Here is a 15,940-nt window from a genome sequence, read left to right as displayed (position 1 = left end):
TTCATCACTGAACCAGGCCGGGATATTTGCGGGCTGGACCGAGAACCGACGTCTTATGCTCAAGACGAAGGAGTGACTCGATCAGAGAAGCACGTGTGGCGCGAGGGGTAGTCTGTGTTTGCGCGGGACTATTCTCATCTGCTGGGAGCAAATGCAGGATCTCGTCGGCTGCGTTCACGCCCATTGTCAGTGTTCCGTCGTTACTGCTCGGGCGGGCCAGAACTGCAACGAGCGGAACGGTCAGCATTCGGTACTGTGCTGTCAGGGCAGCCATATTCTTCAACAGTTCATAGTCGTTTTCGGCTGCTCCGGGCATCAGCCCTGGAGCGTCTGTGAAAGAGATGACAGGCAGGTTGTACGTATCACAGAGACGGAGAAACCTTGACGTACTGCGCATGCTGGTGCTGTCCAGATGACCGAGGTCGGTGAGAGGGTCGCTTTGAACGATCCCGACAGGACGTCCGGCGATACGCGCAAATCCCACATTCAGTGCGGCGGGTTCTGCGTTCCCGAGAGTCAGTAAATCCTGGAAGTCAACAAAACACCGGACCGTTGCGCTGAGATCATAGGGTTCGTTTTCCAGGGTATTGATCTCGAGCAGGGCTGCGGTGGTTTGACCTGAGGCAGTTTCAGCTTCTTCGTCGTAAGTGTATGGAAGAGCCGGCGGGCGGGTCCGGTTGTTTGACGGGAGATAGGACAGCAAAGCCCGCACTGTTTGTGCGGTTTCCTCGAGGGTTTCACTTGTCAGGTCCAGCCCGTTACGGGACTCTCTGGGGAGCGTCTCTCCATTGATTTTAGCTGCCTCCTCCGTAGCAATTGCAGCGACAGTGGCAGGACCTCCGATGCCGATGCGAAAATCCGACATTTCCAAGAGAAGGGCTTCCGAGCCATTCAGCGGACCGGTTGTAATGCAGATCTGTGGGACCACGCCGGATGCGCGGAGGATGGCCTGCAAGGCAGGTTCCAGATGGGCTGAACGGGGGGTGGAGAATTCGGCTGGGTCGGAGACAGGGCGCGTAGCCTCTTCGATGACCGTAATGACGGGGTGACCGGTCAGGAGTGCTTGATCGATCACGAAAGGTAAAGACCCGCCCGCATGGCGATTCTCAGGGGACCTTATTACATTTAGGTCCAGAACGTGGAAGTACGCCCCGCGACCTCTGATGAAACCGAACCCCAAGGGGCCTGTCTGGCAACGATTGTCATCGCCAGAAGGTAGGAGGTCGCTGAAGGTGCCATCGTCGAAAAGTGCGTCGATCCAAGGGTGGCTTAGCCTCGTACCACTCGGGGATTCGAAGGCAAGCTGAACATTTGCTGTCATGGTGTTGCTTTCATGGAATTCATTGGGCAGTCCACCCCATGGGCCGCCAAAGCAGCTGCCGCCCGCGCACGGATATGTAAGAGCCTGCTGTGGTCGGCCCGCCTTTGTGCAATGGCTATGGCAGTATCTACGAGGCTAAAGGCCACTTCCGCCATTGGACTGGCCTGCGCCAGGATGTCCAGTCCGCGGGAGGTGGCAATAGCAATGATGGGGTATCCAGCCGTTACTCCCCTACCGCGGTGTAGCGCCAGTAGCTCATCACCGGGGGTCACTTCGATCGCGCCGATTGGTGTCCCCGCCGAGAGGATCTCGGCGGTGCTTGCCCGTTCCGGGATGTACCCGCGCAACCGCAGCCCGACATGGTCACTTTGGGCACTCACGGTGTAGCTCGAGCCGTAGAAAGCGTCCAGCGACGAGCTGAAGTCGTCATATTGTGGCCCTGGCGTCACCTCCACTTTTGCCTGACTAGCGTGTACGGCCTGGCTCGGAGCGGCTATCCGTATGAAAGGTCTTTTTGGGGGCGTTATGACAGAAAGAGATTCTCCCGAACCCAACACCTGTCCCAATTGGAGTCCTCGACCGATTCCAACGTAAGCATCCGGTGCGCAGCTTCCCAACACCCTTTGGACGTCGAAGGATCCAAGAACGGCCAGGTAAACCCTCATGCCATCGCGAATGTCCGTTATGGCAAGCTGCTCTCCGCTGCGTACGAACAGAGGTTCCCCTGTCAGATGGTGCCTACCGTCGATTGTCACTGTTGACGTCGCGCCCGTGATCGCCACAACGCAATCCGATAGCACTGTAAACACCGAGTCCATGGCCACCAGTTCGATGACAGCGTCGTCCAAGGAGTTACTGACTAGGGCGTTGGCCAAGCGGGCGGATGCCTGGTCGAGGGCACCGTTACGAGACTGTCCAAGATGCGGTGCGCATCGGCCCATGTCAGTAATCACGCCGAGTCCGGGCTGGTCCACGCGTAAGATCTCAGTCATCGAGGTCTCCGATGGCCATCTTGGCGTAAGAAGACCACTCGTCCTCGGTAATGGGTGCGTACCGAATGATGTCTCCCGGAGCGTAGTTGATAAGTGATGAGAGGTCGTGGTTGATCAGGTTAAGGGGTGTGCGGCCAATCACCTGCCAGCCTGAGGGCGAAGTTGTAGGCAGGATTACAGCCTGAGTGCCCGCGAGCATCACCGAACCTAGCGGCACTCTCGTTCGCGGTTCAGCCCGGCGTTTGACGGGTTTGGGCAGAGGAGGACCGTCAAGCATGATCGATCCGTGCTGGGCCAGACAGCGGATTGGATGTTCCATTCCAACGTGCAGGTTAACGACATCTTTGATGCTTAGGCCTTGCTGTTCTGCGGTGTCAGTCAGGTCAGGTCCTGCATCACCGCCATAGAGAACGGGTACGGTGAATGTTCGACCGGCGGGACGTTGAGTGATCTTTTCTGCTGTTTGCGATGCCAGCCATGACCGGGCGAAGGCGTAGACAGTCGAGTGGTCCGTCGCCAGCGGATCGAATTCCACCAGTACCTTGTCGTAAGTCGGGATGGTGCCCAGCACGCCGGGCGGTCTAAAGGCCAGTAGCCAGTCAGAGAAGTTGTGGACCAACGCCCAGGCAGCTTCCGAGCTAGCCTCGCCCGCGGTGAAGGATACCGCCTGGGTTGTTCCTTCCCTCGTTTCGATATTGGCAGTCAGCAGGGCTGCGGACTCACCGTATTCTGAAAGTGAGAGCATCAGGTTGCAACCTTGGTAGACACCACTTCCGGCAGGGAAGCGATTTGGATATCTGCTGCCTCCAACGCCTTGCGGACCGCCCGGGCGGCTGCAACAGAGCCGGGCTTGTCGCCATGCAACAGCACGCTGTCTGCCTTCACCGGGATGAGCTTGCCGCTAGCGGAGTGCACGTTTCCCTCAAGAACCATCTGCACGGCGCGATCAGCTATCTCGTTGGGGTCGTGGATCAGCGCACCCGGTTCGCTGCGACGAATGAGCTGACCGTCGTCGGCGTATCCTCGGTCCACTACAGCCAGGTGGGCGACTTTCATCCCCAGAGCGGTTGCGGAGCGCGTTAGTTCCCCTTCTTGGCCCACAACGATGAGCGTGGGCTCCAACGAGTAAATCGCTGATGCCACAGCACCGGCATACTGCGAGTGGGTCACCATTAGATTGGCCAGCCTCCCATGCGGGGTCACATGGTTCAGAGGAACGTTCCGGCTCCTACAGAATCCGTCGAGTGCGCCGATTTGATACGTCACGTCCGCGCTGATTTGTTCCGGCGGCAAGTCCATAGCGTAGCGGCCGAATCCGCGCAGATCGGGAAACCCTGGATGAGCCCCAATGGAAACACCATACTTTAGGCAGAGATCGACGGTCTTCTTCATGATCGTGGGATCGCCGGCGTGGAAGCCGCAAGCAATGTTGGCCGAGCTTATGAGCTCTATCATTGCCTCATCGTCCGCGGCCGTGTAGGAGCCGAAGCCCTCTCCGACGTCGGCGATTAGATCGACCATTTTCGTGGTCACGCCGTTTCCCTTCCTTCCAAGACCGGAGTACCGGCACCGGCGGATTCACGTGCCTTGGCCCTCGACTCGAGAATCCGTGGGGCCGTCTCTTTAGTGGCGACGAGGACAAAGAAGGTTACCAATGCCGCTGCGATGATGTAGAAGCTCGGAGAGGCTGTAATGCCGGTGTTTGCAATCAGAAGGGTTACCAAGAAGGGTGCTGTTCCGCCGAACAAGGAGGCTGACAGGTTGTATCCCAGGGAGAATCCGCCGTAACGGACTTCGGTGCTAAACATTTCATTCATTGCAGGTAGGACAGGGCCAAGGAATATGCCCAAGATGATTCCCAATCCAACGTGACCTGCGATTGCCGCGACGCTGCCTTGCTCCATAAGGACGAACAACGGGTAGGCCAAGACAATGGCGGCAACGCAGGAAGTGCCAAGGACCTTCTTGCGTCCTATACGGTCAGAAAGCGCGCCCGTCAACGGGATTACGATGCAGACTGCCACCATTGTGATGACCGAAGAGATGGAGCCAATCTGTGCTCCATATTTGAGGTTGCTCGAGATGTGAGTAGCAAGGAACGTGAGGATGATGTAGACCGCGGCGTTCTGGAACAGGGCAAATCCGCCGACGACGAGCACTGCTTTCCAGTGGTGGGTGATCGTCTGCTTCAGTGGATTCTTGAGCACCTTCCCAGAGCTTCGCAGTGCTTCGAATTCTGGGGTTTCTTCGAGCTTGTTGCGAATGAAGAGCCCAACGAGTCCCATTGGGGCGGCCAGCAGGAACGGAATACGCCATCCCCACTCGAGGAGGTCATGTTGCGAGAGGCTGAAGTTGAGGGTCAACACCACTACAGAGCCCAAGAGGAAACCCGCTATAGCGCCCATCTCGACGAAGCTCACCAGATATCCGCGCCTCTTCGGCGGCGCGTACTCGGCGACAAATGCAGATGCGCCTCCAAGTTCACCGCCGGCCGAAAATCCCTGCAAAAGCCGTAGAAGGACCAGCAGGATGGGAGCCAGAATGCCGATGCTCGCGTACCCCGGAACAATGCCGATACCGAATGTTGCCGCGGACACAAGCAGCAGGACGGCCGCAAGTGTCTTCTGGCGGCCGATGCGGTCACCCAGCATTCCGAAGTAGAGACCGCCGAGAGGGCGTACGACAAACGCCGCACCAAAAACAGCGAAGGAGCTCAAGAGAGCCACGGTGGGATCCGAAATGGCAAAGAAGACTTGGCCGATGGTGGCAGCTAGATAGCCATAGACGGCGACGTCAAACCATTCGACAACGCTTCCCACTGCCGCCCCTATGGTGGCTTTTCGGATCAGCGCCGGCGATGGCTGAGATTTTTCTTGGTTGTGAGGCAAATAGGACATGATTTTTCCCTTCGTGGGACGCAGCACACGTCACTGTGTGGCGTCTATCACAAAAGAGTAGAAAAATCGTCCGACGATGTCAAGGGCCACAAGTCAGCGTATTCTTCTCATCGTCTGATGATCAGATTTCTGAGAAGTCAGCGAGAAGCAGTTCTTCGGATTCGTGAAGGTATATACGCAACGCATCCGCTGCGCCAGCCAAGTCCCCGGAACGTATCTGGTCCGCTATGCGAACATTCCTCTCCAGGTAAGGCGCATGGTAGGCATAAGGGCTGCTCATGTATTGGTACGAAAGCCGATACTCGGTAAGGACCTGGCGCATCATAATGTTCAATCGCTCGCTGTCCGCGAAAGCTACAACAGCTTCATGAAACCTGATGTTTGCAGCCGCCACCTTCTGCCAATCCCTCTGTTCCACGCCCTCCCGACCCTCGGTTACAGCCCGGGCCATGGCCTGCAAATGCTGTGGTTGCAGGGCTGTAGCCTCAAGTAGTGCGGCGCACTCAATGGTCCTCCGCGCTGTGAAGACGTCAGCTATGTCAGCTCGTGAGAGCTCCCTGACAAAGAAGCCGCGGCTGAGGACGTGGACCAAAAGCCGCTCCTGGATCAGGATCTGAAATCCTTCCCTCAGTGAACTGCGAGAGACGCCTAGTTCACTCCTCATGCGCTCCTCGGGCAGACGAACACCTGGCACGAGGGTGCCGTCAATGATCTGATCGCGGATGGCGGACGCCACGCGGTTGGGCGCACTGGCGGGCCCTTGGACTTTTGGGGAATTGAAGGTCAGGCCGCTCATGGACATTCACTATACTTCGCGCAGCTCAGCGCGTTGTCGCTTTTCGTCCGACGATTTAGCAATTTTTCGTCCGACGATCTGATAGACTCGGTGTACGTCGTATCACCCTCACCTTTCACCGCCGGAATTCCGGAACGCAGCCGGGGTGGCGAACTAAGAGAACCCAGGAAATGCCTATGTCAGAGCCAAGGGAAGTCATCAAGAAGCTGCGGGCTGTCGTGGTAATGCTAGAAGGCCTTGATTGGAAGGTGCTGCAGCGGGACATAGGGGCGACAACCTTTGAGCGTATGACCCAATCACTAATGTCGTTTAGGAACTACGTTCCGAGCGGGGTCGGCGCTCAGCAAAGATGGCGTGAATTGGACACGGGCCGGCACAGCTTCTTACATACATCGTCGGGATCACCACAACCATTCGACAGTTCAGTTCACGTAGCACTAAGAGATCGTGGCGTGAACGTGTGGAGCATCAGGGGCAATCCGGTTTCATTCGAGGGCCTCCGCGAGGAAGACACTCACGGCGCGGGCTGTGATTTGCTGCCGAGCAAATCCCATGCCTGCTTGCCTGGCTTGGCGCGAGGACTGGACGTCATCCGTGCGAATGCTGAGAAAGATCCATGGCTCGTATACATCGACTGCGTTGCTCCTAGTGCGGGCGAAAGTAGTCTCTCGGACTCGAAGCAGCATTCCGCCGTGGCAGATACCGCCCTCGCTGGCTCAGGACCACAACTGCCGCTCGCTTCGATAGAAGAAAATAGACAAGGTGGCCGGCGAAGTGGGGTGAACAGCAACCAAATCTCCCCGTACGACCATGCACTCACCAGTATTCTGGACTGCCTGGACGAGCTCGACTTGTGGCAGGAAACCCTCGTTGTCGTAGGTGGGGCTCACGGTCAAGGCCCAGATTCTCCCCGAGCGTACGGCTTGCCCATAAAGATGCCTTTGTTTATTTGGGATCCACGTGTCGCAACTTCCGGGGAAATTCGTAAAAGTCTGGTTCAGACCACAGATTTTGCTCCCACCCTTCTTGATTTCTTTGAAGCACCCAGGGCGAGTGACGTTCAAGGCAAGTCACTGGAGGCCCTCATTCGATCCGACATCCCGGTCCGCGACGCAGGACTATTCGGGACCTTTGGATCCCGGATGAATGTGACGGACGGACAGTATGTGTATATGCGTGGATGCGCGACTAGGGACAACCAACCACTGTTCGAGTACACGCTTTCGCCACTCGATATGCCGGTCGAGTTGTCTCTGGGGGAACTAGCAGGGTCCACCTTGGCAGAGGAGTTCTCCTTCAGCAGGGGTATTCCGTTGCTCCGCATTCCAAGATCGTCGAAGGCATTTCCTAACTGCGGGGGCTCATTTCTCTTTGACCTTGCGTCCGATCCTCGTATGGCGAATCCGATTGTCGATGCGGACTTGGAGCTACGCATGGCTACCTTGATCGCCGAACTAATGTGGCTGCACGAGGCCCCAACCGAACAGTATGAGCGTGTTGGTTTACCGAGGGTTGAGGCCGTGACTCGACAGCATCTCCAGATATCCAAAGACCTAGGAGCGGGTTCTCCAGAGATCGGCACCTTTGCACCTAGTTGATTCGCGGGTAGTATCGGCGATCGTATAACAAGTGCTGAACGTCATCGCAAGTTTGCATATGATGCCGGGCGCAGGATGAGAAAGTTCATGCCAGCGGGGCCTAACCACGTACTCTTCCGCGCAGAACGACGAAAAAGCCTAGCCTAGCCTCCGCTCACAGCACGAATTTGTTTGATCTGAGGGTACCTAGAGGTTAGAACGACATATGGGTGCTTATCGGCGCGCACCTTGTCAGGTATTCCCTGGCACGCGGGTCCTCACGTTGCAGGGGTCTCGTGTTGTGGGTGGTCTGGCGAGGTTGTCAGTCTTCGTTTTGGCGGGCGATGAAGGCAGCCATTCCCGGGACGGTGAATTGTATGGATCCGTATTCCGGTGCGTAGATGACGCCTTTAGCGATGAGCCGGGACCGGATGACCGCGAGCTTGCCGGTTGATTTCCCGAGTCGTTCGGCGATTTCTCCTGTTGCGGAGGGCTGGTCGCCGTCCTGGGCCATAGCCCTGAGGTACAGGCGTTCTGCGTTAGTGGCGCGCTGCCATCGGGCTTCGAAGAAGCCATGGTCGAGGTCACTGGTGCCCAACCGTACAGCTAGTTGGGCGTCCTCGCCGCTGATGACCTTTTCTGAGGCAGCTTCCCAAGCGGAGCGCCCGTAAACCTGGAGGAAGAAGGGGTAGCCGTTGGCTGCCGACAGGAGTAGTGACAGTGCATCCGGTGTCAGCGATGCTCCGAGCCTATTGATGGGCAGGGCGAGTGCTTCGGTCGCGGCTTCGTTGTTGACTTGACCGATGGTTCGGTAGAGGAAGAGTCTCTCCCCATAGGTTCTTGCTTCGGAGATCTTGCCGGGAAGGTTGGGCAAGCCCGCGCCGATGATGTAGAAGGGCCAGCCGCGCTGGCCCGCGAGGTGCTGGATTGAGAGGAGCACGGTCAACAGCTCTTCATCCAGGTCCTGCATTTCATCGATGAACAGACCGAACCCGGCGCGTGCTTTCCGCATGGCTAGGGATACGTCCTCGACCAGTTCCTCGAGGTCGATGTCGAGATTGCCGGAGTCCGCGCGTCCTTGTTGCTTGGTAGTGACGGAGGCCGAAAGACCGGTCACTCCGAGACTGGCAGAGATATTGCCGATGCTGGCCAAGGCGCCCTGAAGGAAGTTCCAAGCGGGTTTGCCGCGAAGCCTACGGGTGCCCATGTCCAGTTCGCGGGCGAGTTTTGCCCGGGTGGCCGTCTTGCCGGCCTCCCCGGGTTGGGCTTCGATCTGGATGACCAGCCAGTCGTTGCGACGGGCGTGTTCGGCGAAGACGTTGAGCAGGACGGTCTTACCGACACCCCGAAGGCCGGAAAGCACCATGCCCCTATCCCCCACGGTGTTGGACTTTGACCTGGCGACCAGCAGGTCGAAAGCATCAATCTCACCGTCGCGACCCACAAGCTCGGGCGGCCGGACGCCCGAGCCCGGGTTGAAGGGATTCATAGCTGGGTCCATAGACCAAGGATAACCACTTATAACGACTTATAACAAGATTTGTTATAAGTCGTTATCTTTGGTTAGCGATCTTTGGCGTGGAACTTGCCGGACGGTTCACCGGACCTTGGTCCACTTGGGTGTCATGACAATACGGCTGGATAAATAGTGCCACAGCCTGTGGCGCTATTGGGGAGCTCTCTCCTGCGTGCGAGATGCTGCAGCCAGGGAGGGCACGTTTGCTGCCGGCAGTTAACGGCGACTCACTGCTGCAGGTCTCGAACGTCCGGGAACCAGCCCGCGGGGGCTTTGCGGGGTTCGAGGTGTTCGGGTTCGCGGTGTTCTTTCATATCGCAGTTGTAGCACGGGCCCTGCGGATCAAGGAGCACCCGCATGTGGTGGTCTGCGTGGTCCTTCCACCAGACGCTCATGCCGGTCGCTGGATCCAGTCGCAGATGCTCCCAGGCCCGCCAGAGCGCGGCAACGCGGGAGACGGCCTCGGGGTGGAAATACCATTCGACGCACCACTTGGCCGACTTTCCTGTGACGCTGCGAACATAGGTGGGCAGCAGCTGCTCATGAAGGAACTCTTCGGCGGATCCGTACACGAGCACCGGAGCCTTCTCCGCACCTTGGGCCTCTGCAACCGGTGGCGGCGTATCCGTGTCGTACAGGTCAAAATCATTCGCCATTAGAACAGGTCCTTCCTACTTTGTGACCCACGGATTGGCCACGGGTGCAGCCGACACCGCAGCGGCTGGTTCTTCGGGACGGGGGCTGTACTTCCTGATGGACGCCTCAACCGTTTCCTTATGAGGCCCGGTGTACCAGGGCATGGTCCGCACGAGCGTGGCGGGGGCGCCGGAGGCCAGGACGACGGCGCGGCCACGGTCCAGTTCGGCGAGGTTGGAAACATCAAAGATGCGTTCCTTACTCTCCTGGCGGGAGCGGCTGGAACCGGACTTGCCTGAGGAAGTGGAGACGTTGATGTAGCTGTAGTCTCCGATCAGGTCCGAGAGTGCCCGGAGGAAGCCTTCTTCTGCCACGCCGCCGCCGTAGACCTTCACGTTCGCCGCTGACCAGATTTTCCGCATGTTCGCTTCTCCCCACAGTTCCACGCCCTGGGACCAGGACTGCAGGATGCCCATAACAATCAGGCCCTTGGAGCCGTAGTGGCTGAACTGGTCTGGCAGTCCGGCCCAGCGGACGACGTTGGCCAACTCATCCAGAGCGAACAGTGCGGGCTTGGGGAGCCGGCCGCCGCTGCGCTCTGCGCGTTCTTCCATGGCTTCTGCAATGGCCACCGTGAGGGCTGTGGTGAGCGGTGCGGCGGAGCCGGCACCTTCCTTGGAGAGAATGTAGATCGTCTCCTGAGACGCGGCGAAAGCATGCGGGTTGAACTGGCGGCGGGCATCCGTGGCCACCGTTGCCCCACCGGTCGGAGCGACCCAGCGCAGCGTGTTCCGGCTCTTGAGGCATTGGATCATCTTCTCGGCGGTGCCGAAGATACCGTCGCGCTGCTTATCAGCCAGTTCGAGCGTGGATTCAAGGCCCTTGTACTGCAGCTCGTAATCGTGCTGTTTCAGGATGTTGATCGGTTCCCGGTTTACCTGTTCGGTGACCCAGATGTAGACCTGCGTGATAGGAAGCTCCCCGAGCGCGGCGGCGAGGAAGTACGAGGACAGAATGTCTTCGGCCTTGGGATCGAAGTAGGCATCAGGCTTGGACCCAGGCACGCGGGAACCGACCGAGAAGTGCTGGGTGAGCTTGTACGCCTTCTCCTCGTCGGTAACGTAAGAGAGCGGATTCCACCACCAGTCCGGTTCTTCCTGAGCGATCTTCTGCGGATCAAACACCCACACCGGAGCCGTGGCCTCGCGGACGCCTCGAGTGCCGTCCACGACGTCGCGCTTGTTCGAGGTAGAGACCACGGCGCCGGGTGCGTCCAGAATGGCGGGCATGACCCGGGAGGTGGATTTACCGGTACGGGGTCCCCAGATGTCGAGGCTGAGGTCTTCCCAGGACTGGATGAACTTCTGCCCGGTGGAGACGACCTTGCCCACGACGATGCCGGGAGTGTCCGTGACGCCCAGGCGCTCGGCGGTCGCTTTCGCTCCCTTTTCCGAGAACGCGGCCAGCGACTTCCCGCGACCGAGGTACCGGGCGGCCTTATCGACGCGGGCACGCTTGGACGCACCCTTCCGCCACGCCACGAGGACAACGATGGTCAGGGCCAGGACCAGGCCGGCCATGAGACAGGCGACAACGGTGGCTTCGGTGGGCCACGGCACGCGGCCCTTGGCCAGTCCGGCGATCAGATCGATGGGATGGGCTGGCGGGGCGGCGATGCCTGCCATCCACGATCCGAGGTGCAAGGCACCATAGGTGCCGCCGCCGAAGATGACGATGAACCCGATGGCCAGCCATACCAGCAGGGCATCGCCCATGCCCATCCCTTTGCGGTTTGGCGCGCTCACAGTGAACCTCCTTCACTGGGCAGGCTCGGTGCTGCCGTTTCCAGCAGTGTTTCAGGGGCGGAGTGCCATTTGCCGTCGGTGTCGTTGACGCCTTCGGGGCCCTTCTCCAAGGAGGTGAGTCCGACCTGGACGGGGATCCCGGGACGGCCGCCGACCTTGATGAGGAACTTTCCCCGGCCCGGAGGTTCGACGTCGACGCCGCGTGAGTCCCACGCGGGCGGGTCCTGCCAGCCAATGAGTTTCTGCTGTTCCTGTCGGGAAAGCGGAATGGCTGAGGTCAGCAATGGCATCTCCGAGGCCGGGAGGCCGCCGCAGATGACCATGCCGGAGCGTTCGACGAAGCCGCGGGCCTTCATCCTGTCCTCTTCTGCCGGCAGTGCCAGCAGGTCGGACATGGTGTGGGAAATCATGATCTGCCCGACACCCACCGAACGGTTCAACCGGGTCAGCGCGTCCACACGGTCCACCATGCCCTTACCGGCCCGCAGCGCACGCCACAGCTCGTCCAGAACCACAAAGTAGTTCCGTCGCGGTTCCAGCCCGGCATCGGCCAGGGCGTTGGCGACGTTGACCGTGCCGAACCCGTAGGACCAGCACGCCAGAAGGATGGCGGCCTGTAGGTCCGTTTCGGTCTCGTCAATGCTGGAGACGTCGAAGACCACGGCACGGTCACGCTTCATGGGCTGGCTGGTTTGGCGGGAGAAGATTTCTCCCAGCTTCCCGCCACCGGTCAATCCCAGCAGGGTTGCCTCCAAGGCCCGGGTTTCCTGCAGGTAGATGTTCATGTCGCCCCGGTCCAGGGCGACCTGCCGCAGCTCGTCAGGTGCGGAGACGATGACATCCAGCAGGTCCTTCAACACCGGCACACCGTCGAAACGGTCATCGAGGACCCGCAAGGCCCGGTCCAGGATGGTTTGTTCCTGATCGGTGGGCGGGCTGTTCCGGCTGATCGTGATCAGCGAGACCACCATGGTCAGGCGGCGTCCGTGCGCGTCGGCCCGGACGCGCGCTGCGTCTTCAGGATGGCCGTTTTCTTCAAGAAGCTGGGCGGCTTCAACAGCCTGACCCGGGTCAAGGATGTTCAGGTACCCGACACCACGACCAAGCCGGATGACCTGCCCGCCGAGTGCCCTGACGGCTTTGACGTGCTCGCCTTTGAGGTCACCAAGGATCAGCGGGTGAACTCCTTGTGCGGAGAGTCCGATGAACATCCGCCGCACCACGGTGGACTTCCCCAAACCGGGCTTGCCCAGGATGAACGCGGAGGGGTTGGAGATCAGCCGTGCGCGCTGGAACCAGCTGATCGGGTCGCAGCAGACCGTGGCCTGTGTTTCCTCGTGGCGGCCCAGCGGGACACCGATCATGGGTGAGGACGCCCCGGAGGAGAACGGCCACAGACCGCAGACCTGAACCGTTGTACCCCGGTACTGCTTCACGGTAGGGACGAGCTGGGCCATGCCCCCTCCGCGACCGCGCCAGCCACGGGCACCCGGACCGGCAGGGCGGGGCTGCTTCTCAGCCTTTTTCGGCGCAGCCTTGGCCGGAGCAGTGCTGTGCTTCGAGGAGCGGGTGAAGAGTTTCGGGAGGGCCATTACAGAGCGTCCTTAATCTCAGATGGGACCATGCTGTGCTCGGGCAGCACCAGGCCCAGAGGCAGGGATCCGGCGAACACCGTGTCCTGTGACCCGTATGCGGGACGCAGCAGCAACCTGGCGCTACCGGAACTCTGTTCCACAGCAGCCACAGCGTCTGGAAGGCGTTCCCGGTCGGTCACGGTGGCCGTGACGACTACACCGAAGTTCACCAAACCGGCACCCTGGGCTTCTTCCTGCGCGGTCTGTTGCGCTGACCGGGCATCCACCAAGGCACGGGCAGATGGCCGGTTTCCGGAAGTGATACGGACGTTGGCGTTGTTCTGATCCTGTTCGACCACGGCAGCGGCGCGGGCCGAATCCATGGGACGGTACAGCAACGAGACGCGTTTGCGGTCAACGTCCCCGTGCGGGGCCAGCAACCGGGACAGTACCGACGAATTCACCGATCCACGCGGGGCACCGGTCATGGTCCACGAGACTGAGAAGGCGGAATCGTGCCGGTAGTTCTCCCAGTTGGACTGGTGTGCGGTGGGGCCGACCTCGCCCCAGGTCAGGGACACCGGGGACCCTGCAGCATGGGCTTCATCGATGATCAGCGCTGCGGGCGGATCGTAGGCGATCCGCACGACCTCGCAGAGTTCCTGCGCTGTCGTAGGACGGGCGATCCCGGCACCCGTGGACTGCAGCCGTGCCGACAAGCCGGGGATCCGGGAGGCAAGGTCACGGGCGACTTCTTCAGGGGTCCGCTTCTTCGCCCCTGTACGGATAGCGGCCTTGAACGTCAACGACACCCAAGCACGGACCGTGGCTGATCCTTCCGGGTAGGTGGCCACGACCTCGTTCAGCATTTCCCGAGCGAACGCGGGTGCTTCCGGGTCGATGTTCATCAGTACTTCGTTCCGCAGCCGATACCCCGAGTCCGGGGCCGTTTCCACGGTCACGGCTGCGGAGTCCAGCCCTGCCTCATCGGAGAGCCCGGCGAGCCAGCCGCCCCAGTTCGCCACCCACGCATCGACCTGCTCAGGGTCCACCAAGGAGGCCCCATCGGGTTCGGTGGAAAAGATCACGGTGAAGTGACTCGTGGTGGGCACGTGCAGCATGGCGAAGGGACGCTTGTAAGAGTCGGTGAATTCGTACAGGGTGGACTTCGCAGCCAAGCCCGGAAGCTGGTACATGCCCCACGGCGTTACGCCGAGCGGGCCTGAACGGTAAAGATTCGTGCCCGAGGACCGGGAGACTTTGAAGGCCAAACGGGTGCCGGCGCGGTCAACGATGGACTGGCCATGCTTGTCCTTGACTGTCAGCAGCAAGGCGCTGACACCGGCAAAGGCAAGAACGCCCAGGCCAACGAACAGGCCCCAAATAGCGAAGCTGATAATGCCCGCCAACAAACCCGCGAACACGATGGCGGTGCCGATCGCGCCGAGGTTGGCCAGCCCGGCTGATCGCGGTACGCGCCAGTTGCCGTAGGACGGTTCTTTGTATTCGGTGTTAATTGCTGCCACTGGGGCCCTCCCCGGTTGAATCCTGCGCGGTCTTTTCGATTGCCTGCGACGTCGTGGACGCCACCTTTGCTCCTGTAGCTACAGCCACACCAGCCACACCTACGGGACCAGCTGCCGCCGCTCCTCCACTGGCTGCCGCTGCCCCTCCACCGGCACCAGCTGTCGCTCCAGCGGATCCGGCACCGGCCATACCTGCCTTGGCCGCTGCCGCTGTGCCGGCCGATCCGCCCGGTCCCGTAGCGCCCGGGGTAGGTTGCCCTCCCCCGCCTCGTGGGCCGGATGTTCCATCACTGCCTTTTGGTGAACTCCCGATTTGGGTGCTCTGTGTGCTTGTTGATGACGCGGGAGTTGGGGACGCGTTGCCCCTGCCGCTCCCCCCGCGTCCAAGGGAGACGGCCCCTGTGGCGATGGCCCCAACAGCCGCACCTGCCCCAGCACCGCCACCGGAGGCAACAGCACCAACCATTGGGGTGACGAACCGCATCAGAGCGGGTAGCGCGAACAGAGCCACGAGCATCAATGTGAAACCGGTAATGGAACCGATCAAGGCGTCCTTGCCGCCACTGTTACCCATGAGGAGGAACGCCACTGAGTAGACGATGGCTGCGGCTGGTTTGTAGAGGATGAATGCGATGGTCCAGCCCACTGCTTTCTGGAACCACTGGCGTCCCATTTCGGTGTTCGTGAACGCGGCGGTGGTCGGCAGAATGCCTGCCAGGATCACCAACATGCCGCTGCGCACGACCATCAGCACGATCTGCACCAGCGATGCGAGCAGCCCGATCAAGCCCAGCACGATCAGAATGAAGACCCCGATACCGGGCTGGTTCACCATGACCAGGACATTCATCGACTCGGCAAAGCCCTTGCCGTCCGTGGACCGATCGATGATCGCGGCAGAAAAGGCATCTGCCGCGATCACCAAAATCGAAATCACCCCTAAGCCCAGACCGGACACCAAGGTGAGCGTCAGCAGCGACCGGAGCAGGTCCTTTAGGGGTGCTCCGCGCTGTTCCCAAATCAGCCTGATGCCGCCGAGGATGACGGCCAGAACTGCCAGTGCCAGCGTCCATGGCATCAACTCACTATTGACCGCAGAAACAATAGGGCTAGCTGTTGAGCCGTCGCCGCTGGTCAGATTCACGGTGGGCATGGAAACCCAGAAAGTAGACAGAGTCGTCACCATCTGGCTCATGCCCTCCATGATGGACTTCGCTAGATTCCCGATCGCGTCGTCAGTCAGATCGGAGACGGCATTACCAATGCCGCATCCTATGTCTCCAAAACTGCATTCAGCCAT

Annotated in this window: 13 protein-coding genes; 1 reads left to right on the top strand and 12 read right to left on the bottom strand. The window is 60.1% G+C overall.

What is annotated here, in order from left to right; translation table 11 throughout:
• Window positions 1–4: 4 nt before the first annotated feature.
• The 6 genes from BMY91_RS21750 to BMY91_RS21725 all read right to left on the bottom strand — a co-directional run bounded on the left by BMY91_RS21750 (window position 5) and on the right by BMY91_RS21725 (window position 6,006).
• Window positions 5–1,321 (bottom strand): carboxyl transferase domain-containing protein, encoded by a 1,317-nt coding sequence (locus BMY91_RS21750; protein ID WP_090825879.1) that lies wholly within the window; start codon window positions 1,319–1,321, stop codon window positions 5–7.
• Window positions 1,318–2,313 carry a 5-oxoprolinase subunit C family protein gene (locus BMY91_RS21745; RefSeq protein ID WP_090825876.1) on the bottom strand — a complete coding sequence of 332 codons (996 nt, stop codon included), beginning with the start codon at window positions 2,311–2,313 and terminating at the stop codon, window positions 1,318–1,320. Before BMY91_RS21745 ends, BMY91_RS21750 begins: the two co-directional genes overlap by 4 nt.
• Window positions 2,306–3,058 carry a 5-oxoprolinase subunit B family protein gene (locus BMY91_RS21740; RefSeq protein WP_090825873.1) on the bottom strand — a complete coding sequence of 251 codons (753 nt, stop codon included), beginning with the start codon at window positions 3,056–3,058 and terminating at the stop codon, window positions 2,306–2,308. Before BMY91_RS21740 ends, BMY91_RS21745 begins: the two co-directional genes overlap by 8 nt.
• Window positions 3,058–3,846 carry a LamB/YcsF family protein gene (locus BMY91_RS21735; RefSeq protein WP_256212864.1) on the bottom strand — a complete coding sequence of 263 codons (789 nt, stop codon included), beginning with the start codon at window positions 3,844–3,846 and terminating at the stop codon, window positions 3,058–3,060. Before BMY91_RS21735 ends, BMY91_RS21740 begins: the two co-directional genes overlap by 1 nt.
• Window positions 3,843–5,210, bottom strand: coding sequence for an MFS transporter (locus BMY91_RS21730; RefSeq protein WP_090825870.1), 1,368 nt, complete (start codon window positions 5,208–5,210; stop codon window positions 3,843–3,845). Before BMY91_RS21730 ends, BMY91_RS21735 begins: the two co-directional genes overlap by 4 nt.
• A gap of 121 nt (window positions 5,211–5,331) precedes the next feature.
• Window positions 5,332–6,006, bottom strand: a complete 675-nt coding sequence (locus BMY91_RS21725) for a GntR family transcriptional regulator (RefSeq protein ID WP_177179981.1) — start codon at window positions 6,004–6,006, stop codon at window positions 5,332–5,334.
• 692 nt (window positions 6,007–6,698) lie between these two features.
• On the opposite strand from BMY91_RS21725, the gene BMY91_RS21720 reads away from it, so the two are divergent.
• Entirely contained in the window at window positions 6,699–7,604 is a 906-nt protein-coding gene (locus BMY91_RS21720) for a sulfatase/phosphatase domain-containing protein (RefSeq protein ID WP_371261071.1), read from the top strand.
• A 301-nt stretch (window positions 7,605–7,905) separates the two neighbouring features.
• On the opposite strand, the gene BMY91_RS21715 is transcribed toward BMY91_RS21720, so the two are convergent.
• The 6 genes from BMY91_RS21715 to BMY91_RS21690 form a co-directional block, all read right to left on the bottom strand.
• Window positions 7,906–9,072 (bottom strand): ATP-binding protein, encoded by a 1,167-nt coding sequence (locus tag BMY91_RS21715; RefSeq protein ID WP_371261070.1) that lies wholly within the window; start codon window positions 9,070–9,072, stop codon window positions 7,906–7,908.
• Between the two features lie 254 nt (window positions 9,073–9,326).
• The gene (locus BMY91_RS21710) at window positions 9,327–9,755 is read right to left on the bottom strand and encodes a DUF4913 domain-containing protein (RefSeq protein ID WP_090825859.1); all 429 of its coding nucleotides are present in this window, start codon (window positions 9,753–9,755) and stop codon (window positions 9,327–9,329) included.
• Between the two features lie 15 nt (window positions 9,756–9,770).
• Window positions 9,771–11,540, bottom strand: coding sequence for a TraM recognition domain-containing protein (locus BMY91_RS21705; protein WP_090825856.1), 1,770 nt, complete (start codon window positions 11,538–11,540; stop codon window positions 9,771–9,773).
• Window positions 11,537–13,132: a helicase HerA domain-containing protein gene (locus tag BMY91_RS21700; RefSeq protein ID WP_090825853.1), complete on the bottom strand. Its 1,596-nt coding sequence runs from the start codon at window positions 13,130–13,132 to the stop codon at window positions 11,537–11,539. The genes BMY91_RS21705 and BMY91_RS21700 overlap by 4 nt, the downstream gene beginning before the upstream one ends.
• Window positions 13,132–14,640 carry an SCO6880 family protein gene (locus BMY91_RS21695; protein WP_090825850.1) on the bottom strand — a complete coding sequence of 503 codons (1,509 nt, stop codon included), beginning with the start codon at window positions 14,638–14,640 and terminating at the stop codon, window positions 13,132–13,134. The genes BMY91_RS21700 and BMY91_RS21695 overlap by 1 nt, the downstream gene beginning before the upstream one ends.
• Window positions 14,627–15,940, bottom strand: a complete 1,314-nt coding sequence (locus tag BMY91_RS21690) for a TrbL/VirB6 family protein (protein ID WP_090825847.1) — start codon at window positions 15,938–15,940, stop codon at window positions 14,627–14,629. The genes BMY91_RS21695 and BMY91_RS21690 overlap by 14 nt, the downstream gene beginning before the upstream one ends.

Source organism: Arthrobacter sp. yr096, assembly GCF_900108925.1.
Lineage (GTDB): Bacteria > Actinomycetota > Actinomycetes > Actinomycetales > Micrococcaceae > Arthrobacter.
The sequence above is the reverse complement of the archived record's forward strand: the minus strand, read 5'-3'. Positions and strand labels throughout refer to the sequence as shown.

What these genes read in the sequence shown, in the direction of transcription:
- BMY91_RS21750 (WP_090825879.1), bottom strand. Translation starts at nt 1,321, where the DNA reads ATGACAGCAAATGTTCAGCTTGCCTTCGAATCCCCGAGTGGTACGAGG.
- BMY91_RS21745 (WP_090825876.1), bottom strand. Translation starts at nt 2,313, where the DNA reads ATGACTGAGATCTTACGCGTGGACCAGCCCGGACTCGGCGTGATTACT.
- BMY91_RS21740 (WP_090825873.1), bottom strand. Translation starts at nt 3,058, where the DNA reads ATGCTCTCACTTTCAGAATACGGTGAGTCCGCAGCCCTGCTGACTGCC.
- BMY91_RS21730 (WP_090825870.1), bottom strand. Translation starts at nt 5,210, where the DNA reads ATGTCCTATTTGCCTCACAACCAAGAAAAATCTCAGCCATCGCCGGCG.
- BMY91_RS21725 (WP_177179981.1), bottom strand. Translation starts at nt 6,006, where the DNA reads ATGAGCGGCCTGACCTTCAATTCCCCAAAAGTCCAAGGGCCCGCCAGT.
- BMY91_RS21715 (WP_371261070.1), bottom strand. Translation starts at nt 9,072, where the DNA reads ATGAATCCCTTCAACCCGGGCTCGGGCGTCCGGCCGCCCGAGCTTGTG.
- BMY91_RS21710 (WP_090825859.1), bottom strand. Translation starts at nt 9,755, where the DNA reads ATGGCGAATGATTTTGACCTGTACGACACGGATACGCCGCCACCGGTT.
- BMY91_RS21700 (WP_090825853.1), bottom strand. Translation starts at nt 13,132, where the DNA reads ATGGCCCTCCCGAAACTCTTCACCCGCTCCTCGAAGCACAGCACTGCT.
- BMY91_RS21690 (WP_090825847.1), bottom strand. Translation starts at nt 15,940, where the DNA reads ATGGCTGAATGCAGTTTTGGAGACATAGGATGCGGCATTGGTAATGCC.